20 protein-coding genes and 1 tRNA gene are annotated in these 23,994 nt (G+C 74.2%); 13 read left to right on the top strand and 8 right to left on the bottom strand.

Translation table 11 applies throughout. The features are described from left to right. Positions 1-200: 200 nt before the first annotated feature. Positions 201-1,052 carry a MurR/RpiR family transcriptional regulator gene (locus HOY81_RS24085; protein ID WP_237322795.1) on the bottom strand — a complete coding sequence of 284 codons (852 nt, stop codon included), beginning with the start codon at positions 1,050-1,052 and terminating at the stop codon, positions 201-203. A gap of 445 nt (positions 1,053-1,497) precedes the next feature. On the opposite strand from HOY81_RS24085, the gene HOY81_RS24080 reads away from it, so the two are divergent. Next, positions 1,498-1,953 (top strand): hypothetical protein, encoded by a 456-nt coding sequence (locus tag HOY81_RS24080; protein ID WP_237322793.1) that lies wholly within the window; start codon positions 1,498-1,500, stop codon positions 1,951-1,953. A gap of 331 nt (positions 1,954-2,284) precedes the next feature. Here the strand turns inward: HOY81_RS24080 and HOY81_RS24075 are convergent, their stop codons facing one another. After that, positions 2,285-3,673, bottom strand: a complete 1,389-nt coding sequence (locus tag HOY81_RS24075) for a cystathionine beta-synthase (protein ID WP_237322792.1) — start codon at positions 3,671-3,673, stop codon at positions 2,285-2,287. 224 nt (positions 3,674-3,897) lie between these two features. Between HOY81_RS24075 and HOY81_RS24070 the strand changes: the two genes are divergently transcribed. The 3 genes from HOY81_RS24070 to HOY81_RS24060 all read left to right on the top strand — a co-directional run bounded on the left by HOY81_RS24070 (position 3,898) and on the right by HOY81_RS24060 (position 7,822). Beyond that, positions 3,898-4,959: an SGNH/GDSL hydrolase family protein gene (locus HOY81_RS24070; protein ID WP_237322791.1), complete on the top strand. Its 1,062-nt coding sequence runs from the start codon at positions 3,898-3,900 to the stop codon at positions 4,957-4,959. Between the two features lie 232 nt (positions 4,960-5,191). Beyond that, positions 5,192-6,412 (top strand): acetyl-CoA C-acetyltransferase, encoded by a 1,221-nt coding sequence (locus tag HOY81_RS24065; protein ID WP_237322790.1) that lies wholly within the window; start codon positions 5,192-5,194, stop codon positions 6,410-6,412. 411 nt (positions 6,413-6,823) lie between these two features. Beyond that, positions 6,824-7,822 carry a hypothetical protein gene (locus HOY81_RS24060; protein WP_237322789.1) on the top strand — a complete coding sequence of 333 codons (999 nt, stop codon included), beginning with the start codon at positions 6,824-6,826 and terminating at the stop codon, positions 7,820-7,822. Here HOY81_RS24060 and HOY81_RS24055 read toward each other — a convergent pair. After that, on the bottom strand, positions 7,806-8,132 hold the full coding sequence (locus HOY81_RS24055; protein WP_237322788.1) for a hypothetical protein: 327 nt from the start codon (positions 8,130-8,132) through the stop codon (positions 7,806-7,808). The two genes, HOY81_RS24060 and HOY81_RS24055, sit on opposite strands and share 17 nt — an antisense overlap. A 109-nt stretch (positions 8,133-8,241) precedes the next feature. Here HOY81_RS24055 and HOY81_RS24050 point away from each other — a divergent pair, with 109 nt between their 5' ends. Beyond that, a complete protein-coding gene (locus tag HOY81_RS24050; RefSeq protein WP_237322794.1) occupies positions 8,242-8,469 on the top strand; it encodes a DUF4287 domain-containing protein in 228 nt (75 codons plus the stop codon). A gap of 249 nt (positions 8,470-8,718) precedes the next feature. On the opposite strand, the gene HOY81_RS24045 is transcribed toward HOY81_RS24050, so the two are convergent. Further along, entirely contained in the window at positions 8,719-9,582 is an 864-nt protein-coding gene (locus HOY81_RS24045) for a Bax inhibitor-1/YccA family protein (RefSeq protein ID WP_237322787.1), read from the bottom strand. A 208-nt stretch (positions 9,583-9,790) separates the two neighbouring features. Between HOY81_RS24045 and HOY81_RS24040 the strand changes: the two genes are divergently transcribed. Beyond that, the gene (locus HOY81_RS24040; protein WP_237322786.1) at positions 9,791-10,000 is read left to right on the top strand and encodes a hypothetical protein; all 210 of its coding nucleotides are present in this window, start codon (positions 9,791-9,793) and stop codon (positions 9,998-10,000) included. 275 nt (positions 10,001-10,275) lie between these two features. On the opposite strand, the gene HOY81_RS24035 is transcribed toward HOY81_RS24040, so the two are convergent. Continuing rightward, positions 10,276-10,563 carry a hypothetical protein gene (locus HOY81_RS24035; protein WP_237322785.1) on the bottom strand — a complete coding sequence of 96 codons (288 nt, stop codon included), beginning with the start codon at positions 10,561-10,563 and terminating at the stop codon, positions 10,276-10,278. A gap of 120 nt (positions 10,564-10,683) precedes the next feature. Between HOY81_RS24035 and HOY81_RS24030 the strand changes: the two genes are divergently transcribed. From HOY81_RS24030 to hemC, 4 genes are all read left to right on the top strand, one after another. Continuing rightward, positions 10,684-11,370, top strand: coding sequence for a FadR/GntR family transcriptional regulator (locus HOY81_RS24030; protein WP_237322784.1), 687 nt, complete (start codon positions 10,684-10,686; stop codon positions 11,368-11,370). Further along, the gene (locus tag HOY81_RS24025) at positions 11,367-12,866 is read left to right on the top strand and encodes a hypothetical protein (RefSeq protein WP_237322783.1); all 1,500 of its coding nucleotides are present in this window, start codon (positions 11,367-11,369) and stop codon (positions 12,864-12,866) included. Before HOY81_RS24030 ends, HOY81_RS24025 begins: the two co-directional genes overlap by 4 nt. Then, positions 12,863-14,698, top strand: coding sequence for a GMC family oxidoreductase (locus tag HOY81_RS24020; RefSeq protein ID WP_237322782.1), 1,836 nt, complete (start codon positions 12,863-12,865; stop codon positions 14,696-14,698). Before HOY81_RS24025 ends, HOY81_RS24020 begins: the two co-directional genes overlap by 4 nt. 151 nt (positions 14,699-14,849) lie before the next feature. After that, positions 14,850-15,782, top strand: coding sequence for a hydroxymethylbilane synthase (gene hemC, locus HOY81_RS24015; protein WP_237322781.1), 933 nt, complete (start codon positions 14,850-14,852; stop codon positions 15,780-15,782). 253 nt (positions 15,783-16,035) lie between these two features. Here the strand turns inward: hemC and HOY81_RS24010 are convergent, their stop codons facing one another. Beyond that, positions 16,036-17,454: a non-reducing end alpha-L-arabinofuranosidase family hydrolase gene (locus tag HOY81_RS24010; RefSeq protein WP_237322780.1), complete on the bottom strand. Its 1,419-nt coding sequence runs from the start codon at positions 17,452-17,454 to the stop codon at positions 16,036-16,038. A gap of 538 nt (positions 17,455-17,992) precedes the next feature. On the opposite strand from HOY81_RS24010, the gene HOY81_RS24005 reads away from it, so the two are divergent. Together HOY81_RS24005 and HOY81_RS24000 are read left to right on the top strand one after the other, a co-directional pair. Next, positions 17,993-19,327 carry a ricin-type beta-trefoil lectin domain protein gene (locus HOY81_RS24005; RefSeq protein ID WP_237322779.1) on the top strand — a complete coding sequence of 445 codons (1,335 nt, stop codon included), beginning with the start codon at positions 17,993-17,995 and terminating at the stop codon, positions 19,325-19,327. Between the two features lie 104 nt (positions 19,328-19,431). Next, a complete protein-coding gene (locus HOY81_RS24000; protein ID WP_237322778.1) occupies positions 19,432-20,865 on the top strand; it encodes an endo-1,4-beta-xylanase in 1,434 nt (477 codons plus the stop codon). A 394-nt stretch (positions 20,866-21,259) separates the two neighbouring features. On the opposite strand, the gene HOY81_RS23995 is transcribed toward HOY81_RS24000, so the two are convergent. Both HOY81_RS23995 and HOY81_RS23990 read right to left on the bottom strand, forming a co-directional pair. Next, a complete protein-coding gene (locus tag HOY81_RS23995) occupies positions 21,260-22,228 on the bottom strand; it encodes a glycoside hydrolase family 6 protein (protein ID WP_237322777.1) in 969 nt (322 codons plus the stop codon). Positions 22,229-22,467: 239 nt separating this feature from the next. Then, positions 22,468-22,552, bottom strand: a tRNA-Leu gene (locus HOY81_RS23990). Between the two features lie 497 nt (positions 22,553-23,049). Between HOY81_RS23990 and HOY81_RS23985 the strand changes: the two genes are divergently transcribed. Beyond that, positions 23,050-23,841 carry an ABC transporter ATP-binding protein gene (locus HOY81_RS23985; protein ID WP_237322776.1) on the top strand — a complete coding sequence of 264 codons (792 nt, stop codon included), beginning with the start codon at positions 23,050-23,052 and terminating at the stop codon, positions 23,839-23,841. Positions 23,842-23,994 lie beyond the last annotated feature (153 nt).

Here is a 23,994-nt window from a genome sequence, read left to right as displayed (position 1 = left end):
GCGCCGCCGCGGACGCGGCCGGGCCCGCACCGTCGGTGCGGGCCGCCGGCACGCCGGAAGGGTTGCGCGGGGGGTAGGGCACGCGGATGCCGGGGGCGCTCGACGGGGCCGGGCGGGTCCCGGCCGCGCGAGCGCCCGTACGCCGGGCGCCGCCCCGCCGCACCCCCTCGCCGCGGGGGGCCGGAGGCCGGGACGAGAGGTCAGTCGAGGAAGAGGCCGCGCCGGGCCGCGCGGGCGTCGAACTCCTCCAGCCGGGCCTGGGCGTCCGGCAGCGCGTCGCACATGGCCTCCAGCAGGACCCGCCCGAGCAGCATCGGGGCGCAGGCCGTGTCGAAGGCGAGGCCGGTGCCGACCGCCGCGGGCAGCAGCAGGTCGGACGGGTCGGCGACCGGCGCGAAGGCGCTGTCCGCGACCGTGACCACCCGCAGCCCGGCGCCCCGGGCCTGGCGGAGGGCGTCCAGGACCTCCCGCGGGTACCGCGGCAGGGCGAAGCAGAGCAGGGCGCCCGCCCCCGCCCGTACGGCCGCGTCGAGCCGGTCGGCGAGCATCGAGCCGCCCTCGTCGAGGAGGCGTACGTCCGGGTGGACCTTGGCGGCGAAGTAGCAGAAGCCGCGGGCCTGGGCGGCCGCCGCCCGGAGCCCCAGCACCGGCAGCGGCCGGGAGCCGGCGAGCAGGCGCCCGGCGCGTTCCACCGGCTCGGGCTCGGCGAGGAGGGCCGCGAGGTGGCGCAGGTTCTCGATCTCGCCCTGGACGGCCTGCTGGTAGGCGTTGCGCGCCGGGGACGGTGTGCCGTCCCCGGCACCGGCGGCGTCCCCGGAGCCGTCGGTCTCGTACGCCGGGGGCGGCAGCTCGCGCAGGTGCCGGCGCAGCGCCGGGTAGCCGTCGAAGCCGAGGGCGACCGCGAAACGGGTCACGGAGGGCTGGCTGACCCCCGCGAGCTCGGCGAGTTCCACGCTGGAGAGGAAGGGGGCGTCGGCGGCCCGCCGCACCATGCAGTGCGCGATGCGCCGCTGGGTCGGGGTGAGCCGGTGCCCCTCGAAGAGCCGCAACAGGCGCGCGCTCGCGCTGCCCGCGCCGGCTCCCTCGCGGCCGGCGCCGGACCGGTCGCCGCCCGGGGTGCCGGCCCCACCGGGCTCCGTGGGAACCCCGGGCCCGGTGCGGTCCGCCGTACGGTCCCCGGACCCGTCGCCGTCCCCGGCGGCGTGCTCCGCGACCCGCACGGTCTCCCCGTCCGCGGAGCCCCGGGGGCCCGCACCGCTCGTCGCGCCCACCTGCGCCACCTGTCCTCCGTCTCCCGGGCCGGCCACCGCGTGCGCCTCCGGGCGGCCCGCGACCGCCGCCGTCCGCGCGGCGCCGCACGCCACGGCCGGCCGCCATTCATCGCACTTCGACTCTGCATGACCCTATGCAGAGCGGGCAAGACGGGGCGCCCGCCCCCGGACGACCCGGGGGTTGGCCCCACTGTGCGGGACGGCCTCGCGCCGTACATTGGCGCCCATGGACGGCCGTGACCCTGAGCTGAAGAAGGAACTCGACGCGACCTTGCAGACCCGCAAGGAGCTCGGGCCCGAGTACGAGGCGGAGCTCGTGGAGAGCTTCCTGGAGAAGCTGGACAGCACGGTCGAGCGGCGCATACGCCGGCAGCTCGCCGAGCAGCAGATGGTGGTGGCGCGCGGGCGGAGCCCGCGCGGCGGCGCCTCGTCCCCCGAGTCGCCCACCTACCCCGACGGGCTGGGCGCCCGGCTGGGGCTGGCGGTGGCCTCGCTGGTACTGGCGATCCCGCTCTCCGCGATCGCCGCGGTGAACACCGGGCTGCCGGGGCTGCTGGCCTGCTGGGGCGGCATCGTGGCGGTGAACGCGCTGCAGGCGAGCCGCTCCTGGCTGGACTTCGCCACGGGCGGGCGCACCCGGTCCCGCCCCGGCGACGGGGACCCGGCGGCCGGCGGGAGCTGAGGCTCCCCCGTACACTCCCCGCCGGCCGCCCGCGACGCCGGCGTACAGGTGTAAGGCCGTACACCGGCGGAGGGGGTGCGGGGGCCGCCGGACCCCGGCACGGCGGCCGGGACGGGACGACGACGGACCCCCGCGCGGGACACGGACCGCTGAGACGGGACGGCCGCGCCCGGGCGCCCGCGGAGGCCCGGGAGCCGCTCCGGCCGCCCGTGGCGCCGCCGCCCACTCTTCCCGGCGGTTGTGAACCCGGGTATGCGGCCGTGTGACGTCCGGGGACCGCCTGGTGGCCGCCCGGGGCGCCGCCCCGCCGGGACCGCGCCCCGGGAGGGCGTCAGCGTGCCCCGCGGGCCAGGTAGGTCAGCAGGTCCTGGCGGCTGAGCACCCCGGTGGGCTTCCCCTCCTCCAGCACGAGTGCCGCGTCGGCGCCCTCCAGCACCGTCATCAGGTCGGCGACCGACTCCCCGGAGCCGACGTGCGGCAGCGGCGGGCTCATGTGCTTGTCGAGCCGGTCGGAGAGGGAGGCGCGCTGGGCGAAGAGGGCGTCCAGCAGTTCGCGTTCCACCACCGACCCGACGACCTCGGCCGCCATCACGTCCGGGTGCCCGGCGCCCGGCTTGACCACCGGCATCTGGGAGACGCCGTACTCGCGGAGCACGTCGATCGCCTGGCCGACCGTCTCCTCCGGGTGCATGTGCACGAGCGAGGGGATCGGGCCCTCCTTGTGCCGGAGCACGTCGCTGACGCGCACCTCGGTGGGCGCGCCCTCGTCGAGGAAGCCGTAGTCGTTCATCCAGTCGTCGTTGAAGATCTTGCTGAGGTAGCCGCGCCCGCCGTCCGGGAGCAGCACGACCACCACGTCGTCCGGCCCGAGCCGCCGGGCGACCTCGAGCGCGCCGACCACGGCCATTCCGCAGGAGCCGCCGACCAGCAGCCCCTCCTCCTTGGCGAGCCGCCGGGTCATCTGGAAGGAGTCCTTGTCGGAGACGGCGACGATCTCGTCCGCGATCTCCCGGTCGTAGGCGTCCGGCCAGAAGTCCTCGCCGACGCCCTCGACGAGGTACGGCCGGCCGGAGCCGCCGCTGTAGACGGACCCCTCGGGGTCGGCGCCGACCACCCGCACCCGGCCCTCGCTGACCTCCTTGAGGTAGCGGCCGGTTCCGGAGATCGTCCCGCCGGTGCCGATGCCGGCGACGAAGTGGGTGAGGCGCCCGTCCGTCTGCTTCCACAGCTCGGGGCCGGTGGTCTCGTAGTGGGAGCGGGGGTTGTTCGGGTTGCTGTACTGGTCCGGCTTCCAGGCACCGGGGGTCTCCCGGACGAGCCGGTCGGAGACGTTGTAGTAGGAGTCCGGGTGCTCCGGGTCGACGGCGGTGGGGCAGACCACCACCTCGGCGCCGTAGGCCCGCAGCACGTTGATCTTGTCGGTGGAGACCTTGTCCGGGCAGACGAAGATGCAGCGGTAGCCCTTCTGCTGGGCCACGATGGCCAGACCCACGCCGGTGTTGCCGGAGGTGGGCTCCACGATGACGCCGCCGGGCTGCAGCTCGCCGCTGCGCTCGGCCGCCTCGATCATCCGCAGCGCGATGCGGTCCTTGACCGAGCCGCCGGGGTTGAAGTATTCGATCTTCGCCAGGACGGTGGCCTGGATGCCCTGGGTGACGTTCCGCAGCTTGAGCAGCGGGGTGTCGCCGACAAGCTCGATCATCGAGTCGTGATACTGCACGTTCTCCACAGCCTTTCGGGGGTTCGGGGGGTTCGCCCCCGGGGAATGCAGCGGGCGCTGCCGTCGCTCTACCGGTGCCGACACCATATTGCGCAACACGTGCACCCCACGTGTGCGTTGCGGAACGGCCCGTACGGGGCAACACGTTGTTGAGGAAGTTTTCCGCGTACGGGGACGAACCTCATGTTCCGAACGTACCGACCACGGGGAGGCGGACCAGCACCATGTCGATGTCGAAGGCGGCGACGGCCAGAGTGGCACGCCGGATCGCGACCGCCGCCGCGTACGGTGGCGGCGGGATCGGGCTGGTCGGCGGGGCCGCCGTCGGGCTGCTCTTCACCGAGGTCGCGATCGCCAAGCGGCGGGTGGGCGGCTCGGACGACGTGCCGCCGGTCGCCGACGGCCTGTACGGCGCCGCCTACGCCCGCTACGGCATGGTCCCGCACGCGCACGGCAGGCCGCCGGCCCGCCCCCTGCTGCTGGCGGTGCTGGGCGACTCCACGGCGGCCGGCCAGGGCGTGCACCGGCCGCGGCAGACCCCGGGGGCGCTGCTCGCCTCGGCGCTGGCGGCGGTCGCCGAGCGGCCCGTGGAGCTGCGGAACGTGGCGCTGCCCGGCGCCCAGTCGGACGATCTGGAGCGGCAGGTCACGATGCTGCTCAGCGAGCGGGACGGCGCATACCCGCCGGATGTCTGCGTGATCATGATCGGGGCCAACGACGTCACGCACCGGATGCCGCCGGCCCGCTCGGTGCGGCTGCTCTCCGACGCGGTCGCCCGGCTGCGTACGGCGGGCTGCGAGGTGGTCGTGGGCACCTGTCCCGACCTGGGGACGATCGAGCCGGTCACGCAGCCGCTGCGGTGGATCGCCCGGCGGATGAGCCGCCAGCTCGCTGCGGCGCAGACCATCGCGGTGGTGGAGGAGGGCGGGCGCACGGTCTCGCTGGGTGATCTGCTCGGTCCCGAGTTCCTGGCGAATCCCCGGGAGCTCTTCGGCCCGGACCGGTATCACCCCTCGGCGGAGGGGTACGCGACGGCTGCGATGGCCATCCTGCCGACGATGTGTGCGGCGCTGGGGCTGTGGCCCACCGAGGACGAGCGCCCGGACGCCACCCGGCGCGAGGGCATCCTGCCGGTGGCCCGCGCGGCGGCGGAGGCGGCCGCGGAGGGCGGCACCGAGGTCACCTCGGTGCGCGGTCCGTGGGCGCTGCTCAAGCACCGGCGCCGGCGGCGGTTGCCGCCGGCGGAGGAGCGGGAGCCGGCCTCGCACGCGGACGCCGCCCGCTGAGCGGGCGGGGCCGGGCACCCGGCCCGGCGGCCGGCCCCGCGCCGGCCGTGAGCCGCCCGTGAGCCGGCCGGTGCGCGGCTCCTCGCGGGCCGAGGCGGCGGTGACCTGACAAAGCAAGCGCTTAGAAAAGAGGCCCGCATCACACCGTGTGAACCGTGACCCGTGCGCTACGTGCAGGTAGCTTCCTGTGACAACGCAGCCGCCCACCCGACGTCCCCTGAGGGAGCCCGTGATGCCCGAAGCAGTGATCGTCTCTGCCGCCCGTTCGCCCATCGGACGTGCCTTCAAGGGGTCCCTGAAGGAGGTCCGCCCCGACGACCTCACCACCGAGATCGTCCGGGCCGCGCTCGCCAAGGTCCCCGAGCTGGACCCGAGGGAGATCGACGACCTGATGCTCGGGTGCGGCCTGCCCGGCGGCGAGCAGGGGCACAACCTCGGCCGGGTGGTGGCCGTGCAGCTCGGCATGGACCACCTGCCCGGCTGCACCATCACCCGCTACTGCTCCTCCTCCCTGCAGACCACCCGGATGGCGCTGCACGCCATCAAGGCGGGCGAGGGCGACGTCTTCGTCTCCGCGGGCGTGGAGACCGTGTCCCGCCAGGTGAACGGCACCTCCGACGGCATGCCCGGCACCCACAACCCGGTCTTCGAGGCCGCCGAGGCCCGTACCGCCGAGCGCGCGGAGAAGGGCGGGGAGGGGTGGACCGACCCGCGGGAGGACGGCGAGCTGCCGGACGTCTACATCGCCATGGGTCAGACCGCCGAGAACCTCGCCCGGGCGAAGAACGTCACCCGCCGTGAGATGGACGAGTTCGGCGTGCGGTCCCAGAACCTCGCGGAGAAGGCCATCGCCGACGGCTTCTGGGAGCGCGAGATCACGCCGGTCACCACCCCGGACGGCACCGTGGTCGCCAAGGACGACGGGCCGCGGGCGGGGGTGACCCTGGAGGGCGTCTCCGGGCTGAAGCCGGTGTTCCGCCCGGACGGACTGGTCACCGCCGGGAACTGCTGCCCGCTCAACGACGGCGCGGCCGCACTGGTGATCATGTCCGACACCAAGGCGCGCGAGCTGGGCGTCACCCCGCTCGCCCGGGTGGTCTCGACGGGCGTCTCGGGGCTCTCCCCGGAGATCATGGGCTACGGCCCCGTGGAGGCCTCCCGGCAGGCGCTGGCCCGCGCCGGGATGTCCATCGGGGACATCGACCTGGTCGAGATCAACGAGGCCTTCGCCGCCCAGGTCATCCCCTCCTATCGGGACCTGGGCATCGACCTGGACCGGCTCAACGTGAACGGCGGCGCCATCGCCGTCGGCCACCCCTTCGGGATGACGGGCGCCCGCATCACCACCACGCTCCTCAACTCGCTCCAGTGGCACGACAAGCAGTTCGGCCTCGAGACGATGTGCGTCGGCGGCGGTCAGGGCATGGCGATGGTCCTGGAGCGGCTGAGCTGACCCCCGCCGGGGCCCCCGCCGGGCGGCCCGGTCCGCCCGGCGGCTGCGGCCCGGGCCACGACGGCTGCGGCGACGGCTGCGGCCCGGCGCATGAGGGGGGTTCGCCCCACGACGGGCCCCGGCGCACGACGGGGGCTCCCCGGCGCACGACGCCTCGGAACCGGCTCCCGCGCGCCGGGCGCACCCCGTTCCACCGTCGTTCCACCGTCTCCACCTCAGCGAGACCGAAGCGCCCTCAGGATGTGATATATCCCCTGAGGCGCTCCGTCTTCCCTGGTCACAGAGGCGCACCGGAACCCCGTCCCCGTCGCCACCTGTCCCTTTGGTGCCGGTTTGCACTACGGTCGAGAGGTCTTGCCGTGGAATCTGCGGTAGGAATTCGGGGGATCGATCGCAACCGGGAGTCTGTCAGTGAGCGCCATATCCCTCATCCTGCTTGCGGCCGCGGGCCTCGCCACGGCCCTGGGCGGCGCCGCCCTGCACACCGCTCGCAGCCTGCACCGCCAGCTCGTCGCGCTGCGCGCCCAGCTCGCCGCCGCGGAGACCGCCCGTGCGGAGGCGGCGGCGTCCGCCCCGGCCACCCCGGCCCCGGGGCCCACGGCGACCGTGCCGGCCGCCCGGCAGACCCCGGCCGAGGAGATCCGTACGGCCGTCGCCGAGGCGCTGGCCGAGGAGCGCGAGCGGGAGCTGGCCGAGGCGCGCGCCTTCTGGGCGGCGCAGGAGGCCCGTGACGCGGGCCCGGACGCCGGGCCGCTGCTGGCCGGGCACGGCACCGAGTACGAAGTCGCTCCCCCCTTCGACCACACCCTCCTGGAGGCGCTGCTGGAGGGCCGCCTGGACGGCCTGGAGGGGCTGCACGAGGCCCCCGACGGCGACGTCTTCGTCCCCCGGCAGCCGGGTCCGGACGCGGCCGCCGACCCCGCGACGGACCTGGAGCCGGCTCCCGGAGCCGGCGGCCCCGACGCCGAGGACGGCCCCGGCACGGGGACGGAGCCCGAGTCCGCCGAGCTGGCGGCCGCGCGGCGCCGGCACCCCTCCCACCCCGACTTCACGCTGCACGGCGAGCCGGTCTCCCCCGCCCCGGTGCCCGCCGCAGGCGTCCCCGGCGCCGCCGAGCACGAGCGGACCGTGCGGCGGCTCGCGGAGCTCGCGGACGCCCGTACGCCGCTGGTGGACGTGCGCCCCGGGCCGCTGGGCACGCTGGACGTCTACGCCTTCGAGGACGGCACCACCATGTGCATGTCCCCCGGCCACCGGGAGACCGCGGAGCGGCTCGCCGGTGCCCTGGAGGCGGGCCTCTCCCCCGTGCTGCTCGGCGGCTCCAGCGTCTCCGGCGCGTACACGCTGACCTTCGAGTTCGGCGAGGAGCGGATCTACGCCCTGGCCGACCGGGTCATCGCCTCGCTGTAGCCGCGGCGGCGGACGCCTCGACCAGACGGACCGCCTCGGCCAGCTCGGCCTCCGTGCCGGCGGTCGCGAGGGCCTCGGCGAGATCGTGTCCCGCCACCGCCACCTGGTCCCCGACGGCGAACGGACCGGCGTCCGGAAGCTCCCGGGGAGCGCGTCCCGGGAATTCGAGCCGCTGGGCGCGCCCCGCAAGTTCCCGGGCCAGGGCATGCCCCTCGGCGGCCGCTCCCCGCAGCAACGCGCTCTGCGGCAGGGCCCGCAGCCGGTCCGCGAACCGGTCCACGGCGAGATTCAGGGGCGTCGGATCCAGCACGCCACCAGCCTAGCTCCGGGGCGATGGGGACCTTCGGACGGTTGCCAACGGGCCGACACTCAGGCACCGTGGCGTGAAGGACTCCATACGGCAGCGTCCGGAGGCGCCGATGTCCCAGACCTTCTCCGAAGAGACCCATCAGAACCTCCTCTCCCGCATCCCGCACTGCACCGGCCGGGAGATCTCCGACTGGCTCCGCACCGTCGACGAAGGCCCCGCTCTCTTCCGCTTCGAGGAGAAGGTGAGCTGGCTGCGCGGGGAGCACAACCTCTCGTACGGCTATGCCAAGGCGATCATCCACGAGCACGACCTGCGGCGCGCCGCGCGCTACCGCTGACCCGCGTCCGGTGCACGGCACCCACGCACGGCAGCGACGAAGACATCCGACGGGCCCTGCGGGCCCCTGAGCCATCCGGCGTGCATTGCGCGCACGCCCCCTCCCTCCGGGACACCCGGCATCCGTCCCCCCGGGACGTGCGGAAGGCCCGCGAAGCAGGTGCTTCGCGGGCCTTCCGCATGACCGGCGCGGGCCCTCCGGCCCGGCCGCCGGAGCCGCCGCGGCGCGGGGCCGCGGCGGCGTGCGGCGTCAGCTGTCGCTCTGCAGGATGGCGATCAGCCGCAGGAACTCCAGGTAGATCCAGACCAGGGTCAGGGTCAGCCCGAAGGCCGCCAGCCAGGACTCCTTGCGCGGCGCGCCGTAGGCGACGCCGTCCTCGACCTGCTTGAAGTCCAGGGCCAGGAAGCAGGCGCCCAGCACGATGCCGATCACACCGAAGAGGATGCCGAGCCCACCGCTGCGGAAGCCCAGGCCGTCACCGCCGCCGAAGGCGGCGAACAGCAGGTTGACGCCCATCAGCAGGATGAAGCCGATCGCGGCCGCCAGCACGAAGCGGTAGAACCGCTGGGTGACCCGGATGATCCGCGCCTTGTACAGGAAGAGCACGGCCGCGAAGACCGCCATGGTGCCGATCACCGCCTGCATGGCGGCGCCGTCGGCGATGCGGTTGTCCACGTAGTTGCTGATCGCGCCGAGGAACAGGCCCTCGAAGGCGGCGTACGCCAGGATCAGCGGCGGCGAGGCCGTGCGCTTGAACGCCTGCACCAGCGCCAGGCCCATCGCCACCAGGGCGAAGAGGAACGCCGGGCCGAGCGCGAGGTCCGTGACCCAGGCCACGGTCGCCGTGGCCACCACCGTGCCGACGGTGATGCCCGTACGGGAGACGACGTCGTCCATCGTCATCCGGTCCGCGCTCGGCGGCGCGGCGGGCGGGGCGCCCTGCGGCGCGCCCGCGGGCTGCTGGGCGTACGGGTTCGCGGCGTAGGGGTTGTCGGCGGCGGGACCGGTCGCGTAAGGGTTCCCGGCCTGCGGCTGCCCACCGGTGTGGAAACCGGCCTGGCTGCCGTCGCGGCTGAATCCCCGTCGCGAGAAGACCGGGTTGCTACTCCTCATCTCACTCCTCCATGACCGCACGGCGCGGCCTTGCCTCCAGAGTAATGCGTGGGCAAAGACAGCACGCTAGTGCAGGGGTAAGAACGAGGGAAGGATCGTGATTGTTCCGGTACCCGGCGTGTGCTCCAGCAGTGGGCGCGCCGCCGGGTGTTCACGCCCCCGGCCGTCACCCGTTGCACACCGGCGCCGGCAGGCGCAGCCTGGTGCCATGGAGGCACACGCCCCGATCGTCGTGCACCGCCCCAGCGCCGGCGGCGGCCGGACGGTGCAGGCCTCCGGCCGCACCCTGGGCACCGCGTACGACGCCAGCGACCTGCTCGCATTCCTCCGGCTTGCGGGCCTGGACCCGGACGACGCCATCCTGGACGACCCGACGGTCATCGAGTGGCTCGGCGGCGGCCCGGACGTCTGGCCCTGACGCCCCGTGAGGACGGGCCCGGAGGCGCGGCATGGCGCCGCGCCCCGGGGACGGAGGCGCCGCGCCGTGCCGGGGACGGCACCGGGCGGGCACCTCCCGGCACCCCCGGGCGCGCCGCGCGCCGGAGGGTGAGCGCCGCGCCACGCGCGACGCACCGCCGGCCCTGACGGTCCGGCAGCCGACGTGCGGGGCACGACGGCGGTACGTCTCCCCGGCGCCCGGTGCCGGCGCGCGGGCCCGGTGCCGAACGGCCGACGGGAGGACCGGTCACCCGGTCAGGTGCGCTGCCCGCCCGCGACGGCGGCGCGGTCGCAGACCGCGCACACCCCGGCGAACCGCCGGCCGGCCGGATACCAGGTCTCACCCGGGTCCGCCGGCCGGTCCCCCGGCGTGCGCTCCAGGTCGTTGGTGTCCAGGCCGCACAGCGTGTACGGCGCCGGCTCCCGGCCGCTCGCGTCGGTGCGGGCGGCGTGCACGGTCCCGGCGACCTCGAGGACCCCGGCGTCGCCGGACGCCGGGAACGCCTCCGAGGCCGGCTCGTGCAGCGCGGCGTAGCCGTTCATGCCTCCACGCTAGCCCGCCGGGCCGGGCCCGCGCCGGCGCGGGCCGTTGACTCCGGCGGGAGTCACTGGTTCAGTGGCTCATCCACTGAGCCACTGCCGGTACACGAGGAAGGGACCCCCGTGGAGGCACTGCCCCGCGACACCGTCGTCGACGTCCTGGAAGGGCGGCTGCGCCAGGACATCCTGTCCGGGCGGCACCCGGTCGGGAGCTATCTGCCGCCGGAACGCCGGCTCGCCGACGGGTACGGCGTCACCCGCACCACGCTCAAGCACGCCTTCGGCCGCCTCGTACAGGCCGGGCTCCTGGAGACGAAACACGGCGTGGGCACCCGGGTGCGGGACTTCACCCGCCTCGGCGGCACCGACCTGCTGCCCATGCTGGTGGAGCACAGCCCGGACTGGATCGGCGAGGTCTTCGAAGTCCGGCGCAGCATCGGCGCGTTGATCGCCGAGCGGGCCGCCGCCCGGGCCACCGCGGAGGACCGCGCCGCGCTGCACGCCCTGCTCGACGCCGTACGCCGCGCCGACGGCGGGGACGCCGTCCAGCTCGCCGACGTGGAGGTGCACCGGGCGCTGGCCCGCGCCACCGGCAACCGCGTCTACGCCCTGCTGACCAACACCCTGTTCCGGGCCTATCTGCCGGTGCGCGCCGCCCTCGTCGGGCCGTTCACCGACCCCGTGGCCGCCCATGCGCGGCTCGCCCCCGTGGTGGACGCGGTGTCGGCCGGCGACGAGGCCCGCGCCCGGCAGGCGGCCGAGGCGTATCTGACGGCGACCGAGCGGATCATGCTGGAGGGTCTCGCATGACGGCCGCCGGGAAGGCGGCCGCGGCCGAGAGCCAGGCGCGGCGGACACCGGCGACGCGGGGCACCACGTTCCGCGAGACGCTGCTCGGCACGGTCCGGATGGACGGTGCGGACCGCCCGCGCCCCGTCCGCCTCGACCTGCACGTCACGGCGGACCGGGTGCTGCGTCCGTGGGCCGGGACCCCGGCGCGCGCCACCGGACGTATACGGATCGCGGGGCTGGCCGACGACCCCGCCGCCGAGGGCGAGCTGGACATCTCCCCGCTGGCCGGGCGCCGGATCCGCTACCGCCTCCGCTTCACCGCGGACGGCCGCCGCCTCACGCTCGACGGCTGGAAGTCCGTCACCCCGCGCAGGCCGCTCGGCTCCCTGACGGTGCTGCCCTTCACGGTGTACGAGGACCCCGCGGGCTCAGCGGCCGCCGAGGACTCCGAGGCCCACGAGGACTCCGCGAACGTCACGCGCGCCGGGACGGGCACGCTGCGCTTTCCTCTCGCCACGGGCCTGGTGCCGTTCCTGGCGAGCCTCCGCTTCCCCCGCCGCGAGGCCGCGGACGCGCTCACCGCACCCCGCTGGCACGGCGAGCCGGGGCGCACCGAGGTCTGGTACACCACCCTCACCGACCCGGCCACCGGCACGGGGCTCTGGCTGCACCACGAACTCGTCGCGCCCGCCGACGGGTCCCCGGCGTACGCGCACGGCTGGGCCGCGGCCTTCCCCCCGGACGGCCCCGTGCGCCACGCCCGCTTCGGCCCCGCCCCGTGGAGCCGGCCCGGCGACGGGTTCACGGCCGCGGGGGTCTCCGCCACGCCCGGGCGGCTCACCGGCTCGGCGGGGACGTTCCGCTGGGACCTCGCCGAACGCCCGGCGGACGCCCCGCTGTACACCTTCCCGCGGTGGTCCTGGCGCCGGCCGCTGCTCCCGGCCGCCCAGATCCTGCCTGCCGCGCGGGCCACGTACGACGGCAGCTTCGGCTTCGACGGCACCACCCTGTCCCTCGCCGGCGCGCCCGGCGCCCCGGCCCGCATCTACGGGCACGGCAACGCCCGCCGCTGGGCCTGGCTCCACGCGGACCTCGGGGGAGGCGACGTCCTCGAGATCGTCGCTGCGGTCTCCCTGCGGCCGGTCCTGCGCCGCCTGCCTCCGCTGGTCTTCCTGCGGCTCCGCCGGCGCGGCACCACCTGGCCGCGCCGCGCGGAGCGCAGCGCGGCCGGCTGGGCGGGCCTCGGCCGGTTCCGCGCCAGGCTCGGCCGGCCCGTCTGGACCGTGACCGGGCGCGCGGGGCGGCGCCGCATCCGGGTCGAGGTCACCCAGCCGGAAGACCGCACCCTCGCCCTCGACTACACCGACCCGGACGGCGCCGCCGCGGTCTGCCGCAACAGCGAACGGGCCGACGCCCACGTCCTCCTGGAGCGCCGCCGGTGGCCCGGCGGCTGGCGCACCGAGGCCGAGTGGCACCTCGACGGCACCGCCCACGCGGAAGTGGGCACCCGGTGAGCCTCCCCGGGTTCGTGGCGGCGCTGCTCGCCGACGACGGCACCGCGTCCTGGCCCGCCCGCGTCCCCGCCCGCCTCGACGCGGTGCTCGCCTCGCTGCCGTTCCCGGCCCGCGCCGGCGTACGGGCCGCGGCACGCGCCGTCGACACGTACGCCGTGGCCCGCACCGGCCGCGGGCTCGCCGCCCTCCGCCCCGGCGAGCGCGAGGCGGTGCTCGCCGGCCTCGGCTCCCACCGGGCGCTGCTGCCGCTCCTGGACGTGCTCAAGGTGCCCGTCCTGCTGGCCGCCGGCACCGAGCGCCTGTTCCACGACGGCCTGCCGCCGGTCGCGCCGGCCCGCCCCGACCCACCGCTCGACTGCACCCCCGCCGGCGCCTGGCCCGCGCGCTCCACCGCCGACGCGGTCGTCGTCGGCTCCGGCGCGGGCGGTGCCATGGCGGCCCGGACCCTGGCCCGCGCGGGGCTGAGCGTCGTCGTCCTGGAGGAGGGGCACCACCACTCCACCGCCTCGTTCGGCCGGCGTACGCCGCTGGACCGGTTCGCCGGGCTGTACCGGGACGGCGGCGCCACCGTCGCCCTGGGCGCCCCTCCGGTGCTGCTCCCCACCGGCCGGGCGGTCGGCGGCACGACCGTGGTGAACGCGGGCACCTGCTACCGCACCCCCGACCACGTGCAGGCCCGCTGGGCCCGCGACTTCGGCTTCGTCCTCGCCGAACGCCTCGGGCCCTGCCTCGACGAGGCCGAACGGACCCTGCGCGTCGCTCGCCAGCCCCTCGACGTCCTCGGCGCCAACGGCCGCCTCGCGCTCGCCGGTGCGGCACGTCTCGGCTGGCAGGCCGCGCCCCTGCGCCGCAACGCACCCGGCTGCGCGGGCTCCTGCCAGTGTGTCGTGGGCTGCCCGACCGGCGCCAAGCAGAGCGTCCAGCTCTCCGTCCTGCCCGACGCCTGCGCCGCGGGAGCCCGCATCGTCACCGGCGCGCGGGTACGCCGGATCCTGGTGGACCGGGACCGGCCGGGCGGGGCGCGTGCCGCGGGGGTGTGCGTGCGGGGGGACGACGGACGGGAGTCCGAGATCCTCGCCCCGCTCGTCGTGGTGGCCGCGGGCGCTCTGCAGTCGCCTCCGCTGCTGCGCCGGTCCGGCCTCGGCGGTCACCCGCGGCTCGGCCGCAACCTCAGCGTCCACCCCGCCACCAGCCTCGCCGGGCGCTTCGCCGAGCCGGTCACGGCCTGGCAGGGCGTCCTGCAGAGCGCCGGGATCGAGGAGCACCACGGGGCGGGCGTCCTGATCGAGGCCACCGCCACCCCGCCGGGCATGGGTTCGTTCGTCCTGCCGGGCCTGGGCAGGGAGTTGCGGCGGGAACTGGACGGCGCGGAGCACCTCGCCACCCTGGGCGCGATGATCGCCGACCGCCCCTCGGGCCGGGTCCTGGGCCGCGACCGCACGCTGCTCCGGTACGCCCTGGACCGCCGTGACGGGGCCCGGCTGCTGCGGGCCGTACGCGCCATGGGCGAGGTGCTGTTCGCCGCGGGCGCGGAGGAGGTCCTCACCGGCGTCCCCACCGCTCCACGCGCCCGTACCCCGGCCGAACTGGACTCCGTCCTCGCGGAGCTGTGCCCGCGCCGGCTGCATCTGTCCGCCTACCACCCCACCGGTACGGTCGCCGCGGGCGCCGACCCCGCCCGCGCTCCGGCCGACCCGGCGGGACGGCTCCGCGGCGTACGCGGGGTGCTGGTCGCCGACGCCTCGGTGCTGCCCGGCTGTCCCGAGGTGAATCCGCAGCTCAGCATCATGGCCGCGGCACTGGCGGTCGCGGAGGCCTGGCTGGGGCGGTGAGACCGCGGGGCGGCGTCGGGGGGCGTGCGGGGCTGTGACCGGGCGCGGCGCCCGCGGCCTCGCGCGCCTTCCCGGGGCCGGGCGGTCCTCCGATGCGGTGGACGCCGGGGGCGGCGCCCCGGGACCGGAACCGACGGACTATCGTCGGCACATGGCGACCGATCTGATCCGCATCGTCTCCCGGTCCTCCCCCATGGCACTCGCCCAGGTGGAGCGTGTCCGGGCGGAGCTGGCCGCGCTTCACCCCGGGATCCGCACCGAGGTCGTACCGGTGACCACCTCCGGCGACCGGTGGATGGGCGACCTGGCGAAGCTCGGCGGGAAGGGGGCCTTCACCAAGGAGGTCGACGCCGCCCTGCTGGCCGGGGTGGCCGACCTGGCGGTGCACTGCATGAAGGACATCCCCGCGGACCGGCCCCTCCCGGAGGGCACCGTCTTCGCCGGGTACATGGCGCGGGACGACGTACGGGACGCCGTGATCCACCCCGGCGGGCTCACCCTGGACGAGCTGCCCGCCGGCGCCCGGATCGGCACCTCCTCGGTGCGGCGTGCGGCGCAGCTCGCGCTCTCGCATCCGGAGCTGGAGTGCGTGCCGATGCGCGGCAACGCCAACCGCCGGCTGGAGAAGCTGCACGCCGGCGAGGCGGACGCGCTGGTGCTGGCCGTCTCCGGGCTGGAGCGGATCGACCGCATGGACGTCGTCACCCAGGTGCTGCCGGTGGAGACGATGTGCCCGCCGATCGGCGCCGGCGTGCTGGGCCTCCAGTGCCGCGAGGACGACACGGACCTCATCGACCTGGTGTCGGGGCTCGGGCACGCCCCGACATGGCGGGAGACGGCGGCCGAGCGGATGTTCCTGCACGTGTTGCAGGGCCACTGCAACAGCCCGATCGCGGGCTTCGCCGAGCACGGCGCGGACGGCGAACTGTCGCTGCGGGGACGGGTGTTCTCCCCGGACGGCAAGCAGGTGCTGGAAGCGCGGGAGGACGCCGGGCGGCTGGACCCGGCGACGCTGGGCATGTCGGTCGCGGTCTCCCTGCTGCGCCAGGGAGCGCGGGAGCTGATCGACACCATCCCGCACTAGGACGGGGCGTCTCCGGGCGGCAGCCACCAAGGGGGACATGGCGCGCTCGGGCTTGCGCGGCTACCGGGACTCCGGGCGGCCTGCCCGTAGGATCGCCACGCATACGGCCACGGGAGGAACCCCAGCCGACGCACGGCTGGGGTTCCCCGAGGCGGCGGGTACCGGTCGGCAGGCGGAATCGCCCACGCCGCGGACCGCTCGTGTCCCCGTCGGCGGACCGCACCGGAACGCGATCACCGTCGGGCCAGGGGAGTCAGCGCTGCAGGGTGAGGATGCCCGGCCGCCAGGGAAGCTGGTCGTAGGGGCCGCCTGCGTCGGGGGACTTGCCCTGGTAGAGGAACTGCAGGTTGCAGGGGTCGATGGTCATGGTCTGGTCGGGGTTGTTGCGGACCAGATCGCCGTGGCTGATGTCGTTGGTCCAGGTGGCGCCGCTGTTGGCCTTGCCCGCGAAGGGGTTGCTCTCGGTGGCGGCCTGCGGGGTCCACGAACCGTCCAGGCTGGAGGCCGTGAACGAGCGGTAGTAGCGCCCGTTCGCGCCGATCGCCTCAACGATCATGAGGTACTGGTCCTGGCCCTGGACCTTGTAGACCTGCACCCCCTCGAAGAGGTTGTTCGTCGAGTCGCTCATGATCGTCGTGTACGACGAGCCGAAGCTGCCCGGGAAGTCGCCGATCGGCATGCTCGCCCGGTAGATCCTGCCGTTGTCACCGGCGAAGAACAGGTACATGTTCCGGCCGTCACCGATCAGGGTCTGGTCGATCGGGCCGGTGCCGGAGTCGGGGATGCTCCCGGTGAACAGCGGCTGGGGCGAGGACCAGCCGTTGGGGTCGGTGGGGTCGCTCGACGTGCGGTAGAGGAAGGGCCACTGCCCCCACTGGTACGCGAGCACCCAGATGTTCTTGGGCGCGAAGTAGAACAACGTGGGCGCCACCGTGGCCTGGTTCATCCCGGTCTGGCCGGCCGACGCCATGTCCGGCCAGTCCGTGAAGGGACCGAACATCATCGAGCCGTACGAAGAGCCCGACACGTTCGTCCCGTAGACCAGGTGCTTGCCGTTGTGCACCACGTTGGTGAAGTCCTTCAGCGCGACCCACCCGTGCTGCGGCTGCGCCAACGCACCCGTCGACGTCCACCGGTACGTCGCCGGAAGAGAACACTCGCCGCCCGGCGTCCCGGACAGGCCGGTCCACTTCTGGTGGCTGCCGCCGTTGCACGTCCAGATCTGCACCGCAGTGCCGTTGGCCGTACCGGCGCCCGCAGTCTCCAGGCACAGCCCGGACTCCACGCCGACGACCGTGCCGTCGGAGTTCACTCGCCACTGCTGGTTCGCGCCACCGTGACAGGTCCAGATCTGCACCCGGGTGCCGGGCGTGGTGGCGTGGTCTGGAACGTCCAGGCACTTGTCGCCGTAGACGCTGAGCTGGTTGCCGTCCGTCAGCGTCCACTGCTGGTTGGTCCCGCCCCAGCAGTCCCAGATCTGCAACTGCGTGCCGTCGGCCTGGTCGGCGTTCGGCACGTCGAGACACCGGTCGGAGCCCACACCGCGCAAGGCGCCGCTGGTGGCCGCCTGGGCGGCGTTGGCGACGAGCGCCGGCGCCAACGCGACCAGAGCCGCAACCACAGCGGCGAACACCACGGACGGACGTTTGCGACGGGAATGTCGTCTGCGCATGGGGACCTCGTCATCCTTGAGTGGGAGGTTCCGGTCGGCCCCGTCAGAGGCTGCCCGGACTGCGTGTGCGAGGGAGCGCTCCACCGTGTTCGACATATCGACCACGGGTCGAAGTATCGGGCAGCCAGGATGATAGGGAACCTGCGCACAGCGTCAACACCCTCCGCATGATCCGCCGGGAAGGCCGAAACATTCGCGGTGCCACAGAGAGAGCATCTTCGCACGTCAAGCGGGTTCAATCGCCCGAGCAGGACAGGTGGCGCCCGGCACGGCCGCCCCCGCCCCCGGGCGTCCGTGCCGTCGCAAGTTGCCGTACAGGACTCGAAATTCCGCGCCCCCTATCCGTTTACAGCCCGGAGGAGGAGCGGTACGGTCCGAGCCGTGGGAGCGCTCCCAGACAGTTGGTTGACCCGCGCACGTCACAACGCCGCCCTCACCGGCACCCGAAGGCCGTCCGAGCCGCCCCGGCCGTGACGGGTGCCGGCCGGTCGGCGCGCACGCGGGCGACCTACGTCCCCCCACGGAAAGGGAGAAGCAGATGAGGTGTAGATCCCTCGTGACACCGCTTGTGGCTGCGGCACTCCTCGTCATGTCCGCTGCCGGCACGGCGCTGAGCAGCAGTCCCGACGCGAGCGTGTCGCCCTCACGTGCCGGTGCCGCCGCTGCGAGTGCCGGATGCGGCAAGGCGCCCACGCTGACCAGCGGTACGCACACGATCTCGAGCAGCGGCCAGAACCGCAGCTACATCCTCCGGATCCCCGCCGACTACGACAACAACCGCCCTCACCGGTTGGTCTTCGGGTTCCACTGGTTGGGCGGCACCGCCCATGACGTCGACTCGGGCGGAGCCGATGGGTACAACTGGTCCTACTACGGACTCAGGCGACTGGCGGACAGCGCGAACGACAGCACGATCTTCGTGGCGCCCCAGGGCCTCGACAACGGCTGGGCCAATTCCGGCGGCCGGGACGTGACCTTCGTCGACGACATGGTCCGGCAAATCGAGGCGGGACTGTGTGTCGACACGACACAGCGCTTCGCCGCGGGTTTCAGCTACGGCGGTGCGATGTCGTACGCCCTCGCCTGTTCCCGGGCGACGGTCTTCCGCGCGGTCGCCGTCTACTCCGGCGCGAACCTCAGCGGCTGCAGCGGCGGTGGTCAGCCCGTCGCGTACATGGGCCTCCACGGCCTCCGGGACAACGTGCTGCCCATCTCCGCGGGACGGGAGCTGCGCGACACGTTCGTCCGGAACAACGGCTGCACCCCGCAGAACCCGCCCGAGCCGGCGCAGGGCAGCCTGACGCACATCGTCACCGCCTACTCGGGGTGCGACGCCGGGTATCCCGTCGTCTGGGCCGCGTTCGACGGCGGGCACGACCCCGCCCCCATCGACGGGTCCACCGGCGGCGGCTGGCAGACCTGGACGTCGGGAGAGGTGTGGAGGTTCTTCACCCAGTTCGGCTCGTCGACCCCGCCCCCCACGTCCACCGGCACGCTCGTGGGCCGGCAGTCGGGCCGCTGTGCCGACATCCCCGACTACGCCACGACCAACGGCACCCAGGCACAACTGTGGGACTGCCACGGTGGCACCAACCAGCAGTGGACCTACACCGACGACAAGCAACTCACGGTCTACGGCAACAAGTGCCTGACCGCCTCCGGGAACGGGACCGGCGACGGCACCGCCGCGGTGATCTGGGACTGCAACGGGCAACCGAGCCAGCAGTGGGACATCAACGCCGACGGCACCATCACCGGAGTGCAGTCGGGCCTGTGTCTCGATGCCGTCGGCGCGAACACCGCCAACGGCACGAAGATCCAGCTCTGGAGCTGCTGGGGCGGAGCGAACCAGCAGTGGGATCTGCAGAGCTGACGCGGGCCTCGGGGCCAGACACCTGACGCCGTCCCGGGCCGCCCCGGTGACGGGGCCCCTCCACGTACACGGACCAGTCCACAGCAGAGACGGAGAGGACAGAGATGCTCAGCAGATCAGCCATGCCACGACGCCGTCGTGTCCGGCAGGCCGTCGCCGCCTTAGCGACCGCCGGCCTCGCCGCGGCGGCCACCCTGGTGTCCGCCGGCACCGCCCACGCCGCCGACACGCTCGGCACCGCGGCGGCGCAGAGCGGCCGGTACTTCGGCGCCGCCGTGGTCCCCAACCTGCTCGGTGACGCCTCGTACGGGTCCACGCTGAACCGCGAGTTCAACAGCGTCGTGGCCGAGAACGCGATGAAGTGGGACGCCACCGAGCCCAACCGGGGGCAGTTCACCTTCGGCGGCGGCGACCAGATCGTCAGCCACGCGCAGAGCAACGGCATGAGCGTGCGCGGTCACACCCTGGTCTGGCACGCTCAGCTCCCCGGCTGGGTCAGCGGCCTGTACGGCGACGACCTGCGCCAGGCGATGGTCGGCCACATCAACGGCGTCGCCGGCCACTGGCGCGGCCAGATCCACTCGTGGGACGTGGTCAACGAGGCGTTCGAGTGGGACGGCAGCCGCCGCCAGTCGGTCTTCCAGCAGCGGCTCGGCAACGGCTACATCGAGGAGGCGTTCCGGGCCGCGAGGGCCGCCGACCCGAACGCCAGGCTCTGCTACAACGACTACGGCACCGACGGCATCAACGCCAAGAGCACCGCGATCTACAACATGGTCGCCGACTTCCGCAGCCGCGGTGTGCCGATCGACTGCGTGGGCTTCCAGAGCCACCTCGGCTCCAACTCCGACCTGAGCAGCTACCAGGCGAACCTGCAGCGCTTCTCCGACCTCGGCGTCGACGTGCAGATCACCGAGCTGGACGTCGGCGGCTCCGGCTCCGCGCAGGCCAACGTCTACCGGCAGGTCACCGAGGCGTGCATGGCCGTCGCCCGCTGCACCGGCATCACCACGTGGGGCATCACCGACCGGCACTCCTGGCGCGGTGACGAGACCCCGCTGCTGTTCGACGAGAACTACCAGAAGAAGGAGGCGTACCACGCCGTACTCGACGCGCTGAACGGCGGCGACACCGGCGGCGGCGAGGGCGGCGAGCTCCGGGCGGTGGCCGCGGGCAAGTGCCTGGACGTGCCGGACCAGTCGACCGAGCCGGGCACGCGCGTGCAGATCTGGGACTGCTGGGGCGGGGCCAACCAGCAGTGGACGCTGACCTCGGCCGGCGAGCTGACGGTCTACAGCGGCGGCTCGCGCCGGTGTCTCGACGCCGAGGACGCCGGGACGTCTTCGGGCACGCCGGTGGTCATCTGGAACTGCCACGGCGGGAGCAACCAGAAGTGGAACCTCAACGCCGACGGCACCATCACCGGTGTGCAGTCGGGGCTGTGCCTGGATGTCAGCGGCGCTTCGACGGCCAACGGCGCACTGGTCCAGCTGTGGACCTGCTCCGGCGGTGACAACCAGCGGTGGACGCTCGGGTGAGACCGGCCGGCGGTCCGGCCCGCTGCGGGCCGGACCGCCGTGAGCCCCCCTTCGGCGCCCCCGGCGCCGAAGGGGGGCTGCCGCTCACCGACGGCACCCGGTGGGCGGGCGGGCCGTACGACCCCGCCGGCCCGGCGGGTCGGCGTTCCGTGAGTTCGCTGGAGGAGCGACGCAAGGCCGCTGGTCGTGAAGCGCGCTCCCCTCGCCGGCGGGTGCTTGCCCCTCCGGCCCCGGCTCGGAACCGAGCCGCACAGGCTCAGAAACCACCTGAGCCTGTGCGGCTTCCCGGGCACGACGCGGTGGAGCCGGTCGGCAACGCCACGGGCCTTGCCGCGAGGCCGGCCGGGAGGGGCCGGCGCTGCCGACCGCACCCCGGTGCGGCTGCCTGCGGGTGTCAGTAGCCGTAGATCATCTTGTAGGCGACCTCCGGCAGGAACTGCCCGGCTGTGGAGCCCGATCCGACACCGCAGTCGCCGTCGGACTCCCCGGGCGTCTTGATCCACAGGAGCATCTCGGCGCCGCCTCCCTGCCGGGTGGGCGTGCCGATCCGGCGGCCGCCGGGGTTGCACCACTCGCCGTTCGAGCCGTTGCCGTTGCGGCTCGTGTCCACGACGAACGGCTTCGTGTAGCCGTGACGCCGGCTGAGCGCCTGGTTGACGCTGCCGGCGTAGGACACGTTCTCGGAGGTGGTGAAGTAGTTCGAGACGTTGAGGGAGAAGCCCCTCGCGAGGCCGAGGCCGGAGGCGTGGAGGCGCCCGGCCATGGTCGAGGCGTCGACCCAGCCGGGGTTGCCCGCATCGAGATAGACCCATGCGTTCGGTGCCGTGGACCGGAACCGGGAGAGGGCGTCGGTGAGCATGGTCTGCCGCTCATCGATCTGTTGCGGGCTCATGCAGCTGTAGTCGCCGAGGGCGTCGGGCTCGAGGACGACCACGGCCGGACGGTCGCCGATGCCCCGGGCGAAGGCGGCGATCCAGTCCGCGTACTCGGCCGGGGAGGCGGCTCCGCCGCCGGAGTGCCCGCCGCAGGCGTCGCGACCGTACATGTGGTAGGCGACGAGGAGCGGCAGCTTGTCGGCGGCCTCGGCCGCGCCGGTATACGCGTTGACGGCCGAGCGGATGTCGCCGCTCCAGGAGCCGAACCAGCGGGCCATGGGGACGCCGGCGATGGAGCTGCGGATGGCGGCGGCCCGTCCGTCTCCCGGGTTGGCGGCCGACCAGCGCGCGGGGCTGGAGTCCGGGTCCACGTAGAAGCCGCTGGTCATGGCGAGCGGTGTGGACGCGGCCGGCGCGGAGGGTGACGAGGCCAGGAACAGCGGCAGTGCGAGTATCGCTGCCACTGCTCCGCGTATGAGTGTGCGCATCGGTGAACCTCATTCAGGGGGGTGGTGCCGCGTGGCTTCCGTCGTGAGCCCGCGGCATGAGGGTGCGACGGCGCCGGACTGCGGCACTTCGCACACGAGCGGTGCGCGGGAGCCGGTCCCCCGGCACTCTCGGACCCTGCCGGTTATGGGAGCGCTCCCAAACTGATGGTGTGGATAGCGACGGGAACCTGTCAAGAGTGCCGCGCGACGCCCTCCACCCGAGGGCGACGAGGAGTGGGTGGTGCCCGGAGCCGGACTTGAACCGGCACGGCCCGAGGGCCAACGAGGTTTAAGCTCGTCGTGTCTGCATTCCACCATCCGGGCACTGGCTCACGGCGCACCGCGGCGCCGGAGCGTGAGCGATGCTCCACGCGGGGTGCAGGACGAGCCTATCCACGACTCCCGTCGCGTAGGTGCACAAGAGACCGATCTTGTCTTATTTTCTTGACAACTGATCACCCGTCAGAGGTGTTCGTCGCTTTTCGGGGGCGTCCGTGCCGGGCGGGTACGCAGCAAGAATTGACGCGAACTCGTCCCCGCCATGGCATGATCGCGACGGAGCTTCCGTCCCCCTGCACGCTCCCGTGCGCCCCCGGTGCGCCGCCTGTACGCCGCCCCCGCCGTGCCGTCCGGGGCCGTCCCGGCGGCCCTGCCCGCCCCGGCGTCTCAGGGCCGGGGTCCTACCTGGGTAGGACGGCCGCTCCCCGGCATACCTCCCAGGGCTCCCCCGGAAACAGGTTCGCGGGCGGATCCCCCGCGGCGACGGCACCGGGAGGATGGAAGCGTCCCGAGGTCACCCGTCCCGACAGGAGCACCCCGACGTGTCCACCACCTTCTCCGGCGCCGCAGCCGCCGCCCCCGCCTCACCCGGCGCCGTCGCGGCCGCCCGCGCCACGGACCTCTCCAAGGTCTACGGACAGGGCGAGACCAAGGTGGTCGCCCTGGACCGGGTCTCCGTGGAGTTCCGGCAGGCGGAGTTCACCGCGATCATGGGGCCCTCGGGCTCCGGCAAGTCGACGCTGATGCACTGCATGGCCGGGCTGGACTCGGTCTCCAGCGGCAGCGCGTCCATCGGCGACACCGAGCTGACCAGGCTCAAGGACAAGAAGCTCACCCAGCTCCGCCGGGACCGCGTCGGCTTCATCTTCCAGGCCTTCAACCTGCTGCCGACGCTCAACGCGCTGGAGAACATCACCCTGCCCATGGACATCGCCGGCCGGAAGCCGGAGAAGGAGTGGCTGGACCGGGTCATCGACACGGTCGGGCTCTCCGGCCGGCTGAAGCACCGCCCGAACCAGCTCTCCGGCGGCCAGCAGCAGCGGGTGGCCGTGGCACGTGCCCTGGCCTCCCGCCCGGAGATCATCTTCGGGGACGAGCCGACCGGGAACCTGGACTCCCGCTCCGGAGCCGAGGTCCTCGGCTTCCTGCGCAACTCGGTGCGGGAGCTGGGGCAGACCGTGGTGATGGTCACCCACGACCCGGTGGCCGCGGCCTACGCCGACCGCATCGTCTTCCTCGCCGACGGCCGGATCGTCGACGACATCACCGACCCGACCGCGGACTCGGTGCTGGACCGCATGAAGGCCTTCGACGCCAAGGGCCGCACGAGCTGAGAGCCGGGCGCCGGGACCGGCCGCACGGGCGGCCGCCCGACGCCACGCGCCCGGCCCCGCACCGGCCTCGCCCGCCCGGGCGCTGCCGCCGCACCGGCAGGCCCGGACGGCCCGCCACGCCACGGACAGGGCACGGGCCCCGCGCGCCCGCCG

Source organism: Streptomyces sp. JJ36 (assembly GCF_021696945.1).
Lineage (GTDB): Bacteria > Actinomycetota > Actinomycetes > Streptomycetales > Streptomycetaceae > Streptomyces.
This window is presented reverse-complemented; position numbering and strand designations above follow the sequence as displayed.

Excerpts from the sequence above, each read along its gene's own strand:
- HOY81_RS24065 (WP_237322790.1), top strand. The coding sequence starts at position 5,192 with ATGCCCGAAGCAGTGATCGTCTCTGCCGCCCGTTCGCCCATCGGACGT.
- HOY81_RS24070 (WP_237322791.1), top strand. The coding sequence starts at position 3,898 with ATGTCGATGTCGAAGGCGGCGACGGCCAGAGTGGCACGCCGGATCGCG.
- hemC (WP_237322781.1), top strand. The coding sequence starts at position 14,850 with ATGGCGACCGATCTGATCCGCATCGTCTCCCGGTCCTCCCCCATGGCA.
- HOY81_RS24010 (WP_237322780.1), bottom strand. The coding sequence starts at position 17,454 with ATGCGCAGACGACATTCCCGTCGCAAACGTCCGTCCGTGGTGTTCGCC.
- HOY81_RS24000 (WP_237322778.1), top strand. The coding sequence starts at position 19,432 with ATGCTCAGCAGATCAGCCATGCCACGACGCCGTCGTGTCCGGCAGGCC.
- HOY81_RS24050 (WP_237322794.1), top strand. The coding sequence starts at position 8,242 with ATGTCCCAGACCTTCTCCGAAGAGACCCATCAGAACCTCCTCTCCCGC.
- HOY81_RS24045 (WP_237322787.1), bottom strand. The coding sequence starts at position 9,582 with ATGAGGAGTAGCAACCCGGTCTTCTCGCGACGGGGATTCAGCCGCGAC.
- HOY81_RS24080 (WP_237322793.1), top strand. The coding sequence starts at position 1,498 with ATGGACGGCCGTGACCCTGAGCTGAAGAAGGAACTCGACGCGACCTTG.
- HOY81_RS24005 (WP_237322779.1), top strand. The coding sequence starts at position 17,993 with ATGAGGTGTAGATCCCTCGTGACACCGCTTGTGGCTGCGGCACTCCTC.
- HOY81_RS24025 (WP_237322783.1), top strand. The coding sequence starts at position 11,367 with ATGACGGCCGCCGGGAAGGCGGCCGCGGCCGAGAGCCAGGCGCGGCGG.
- HOY81_RS24040 (WP_237322786.1), top strand. The coding sequence starts at position 9,791 with ATGGAGGCACACGCCCCGATCGTCGTGCACCGCCCCAGCGCCGGCGGC.
- HOY81_RS24035 (WP_237322785.1), bottom strand. The coding sequence starts at position 10,563 with ATGAACGGCTACGCCGCGCTGCACGAGCCGGCCTCGGAGGCGTTCCCG.
- HOY81_RS23995 (WP_237322777.1), bottom strand. The coding sequence starts at position 22,228 with ATGCGCACACTCATACGCGGAGCAGTGGCAGCGATACTCGCACTGCCG.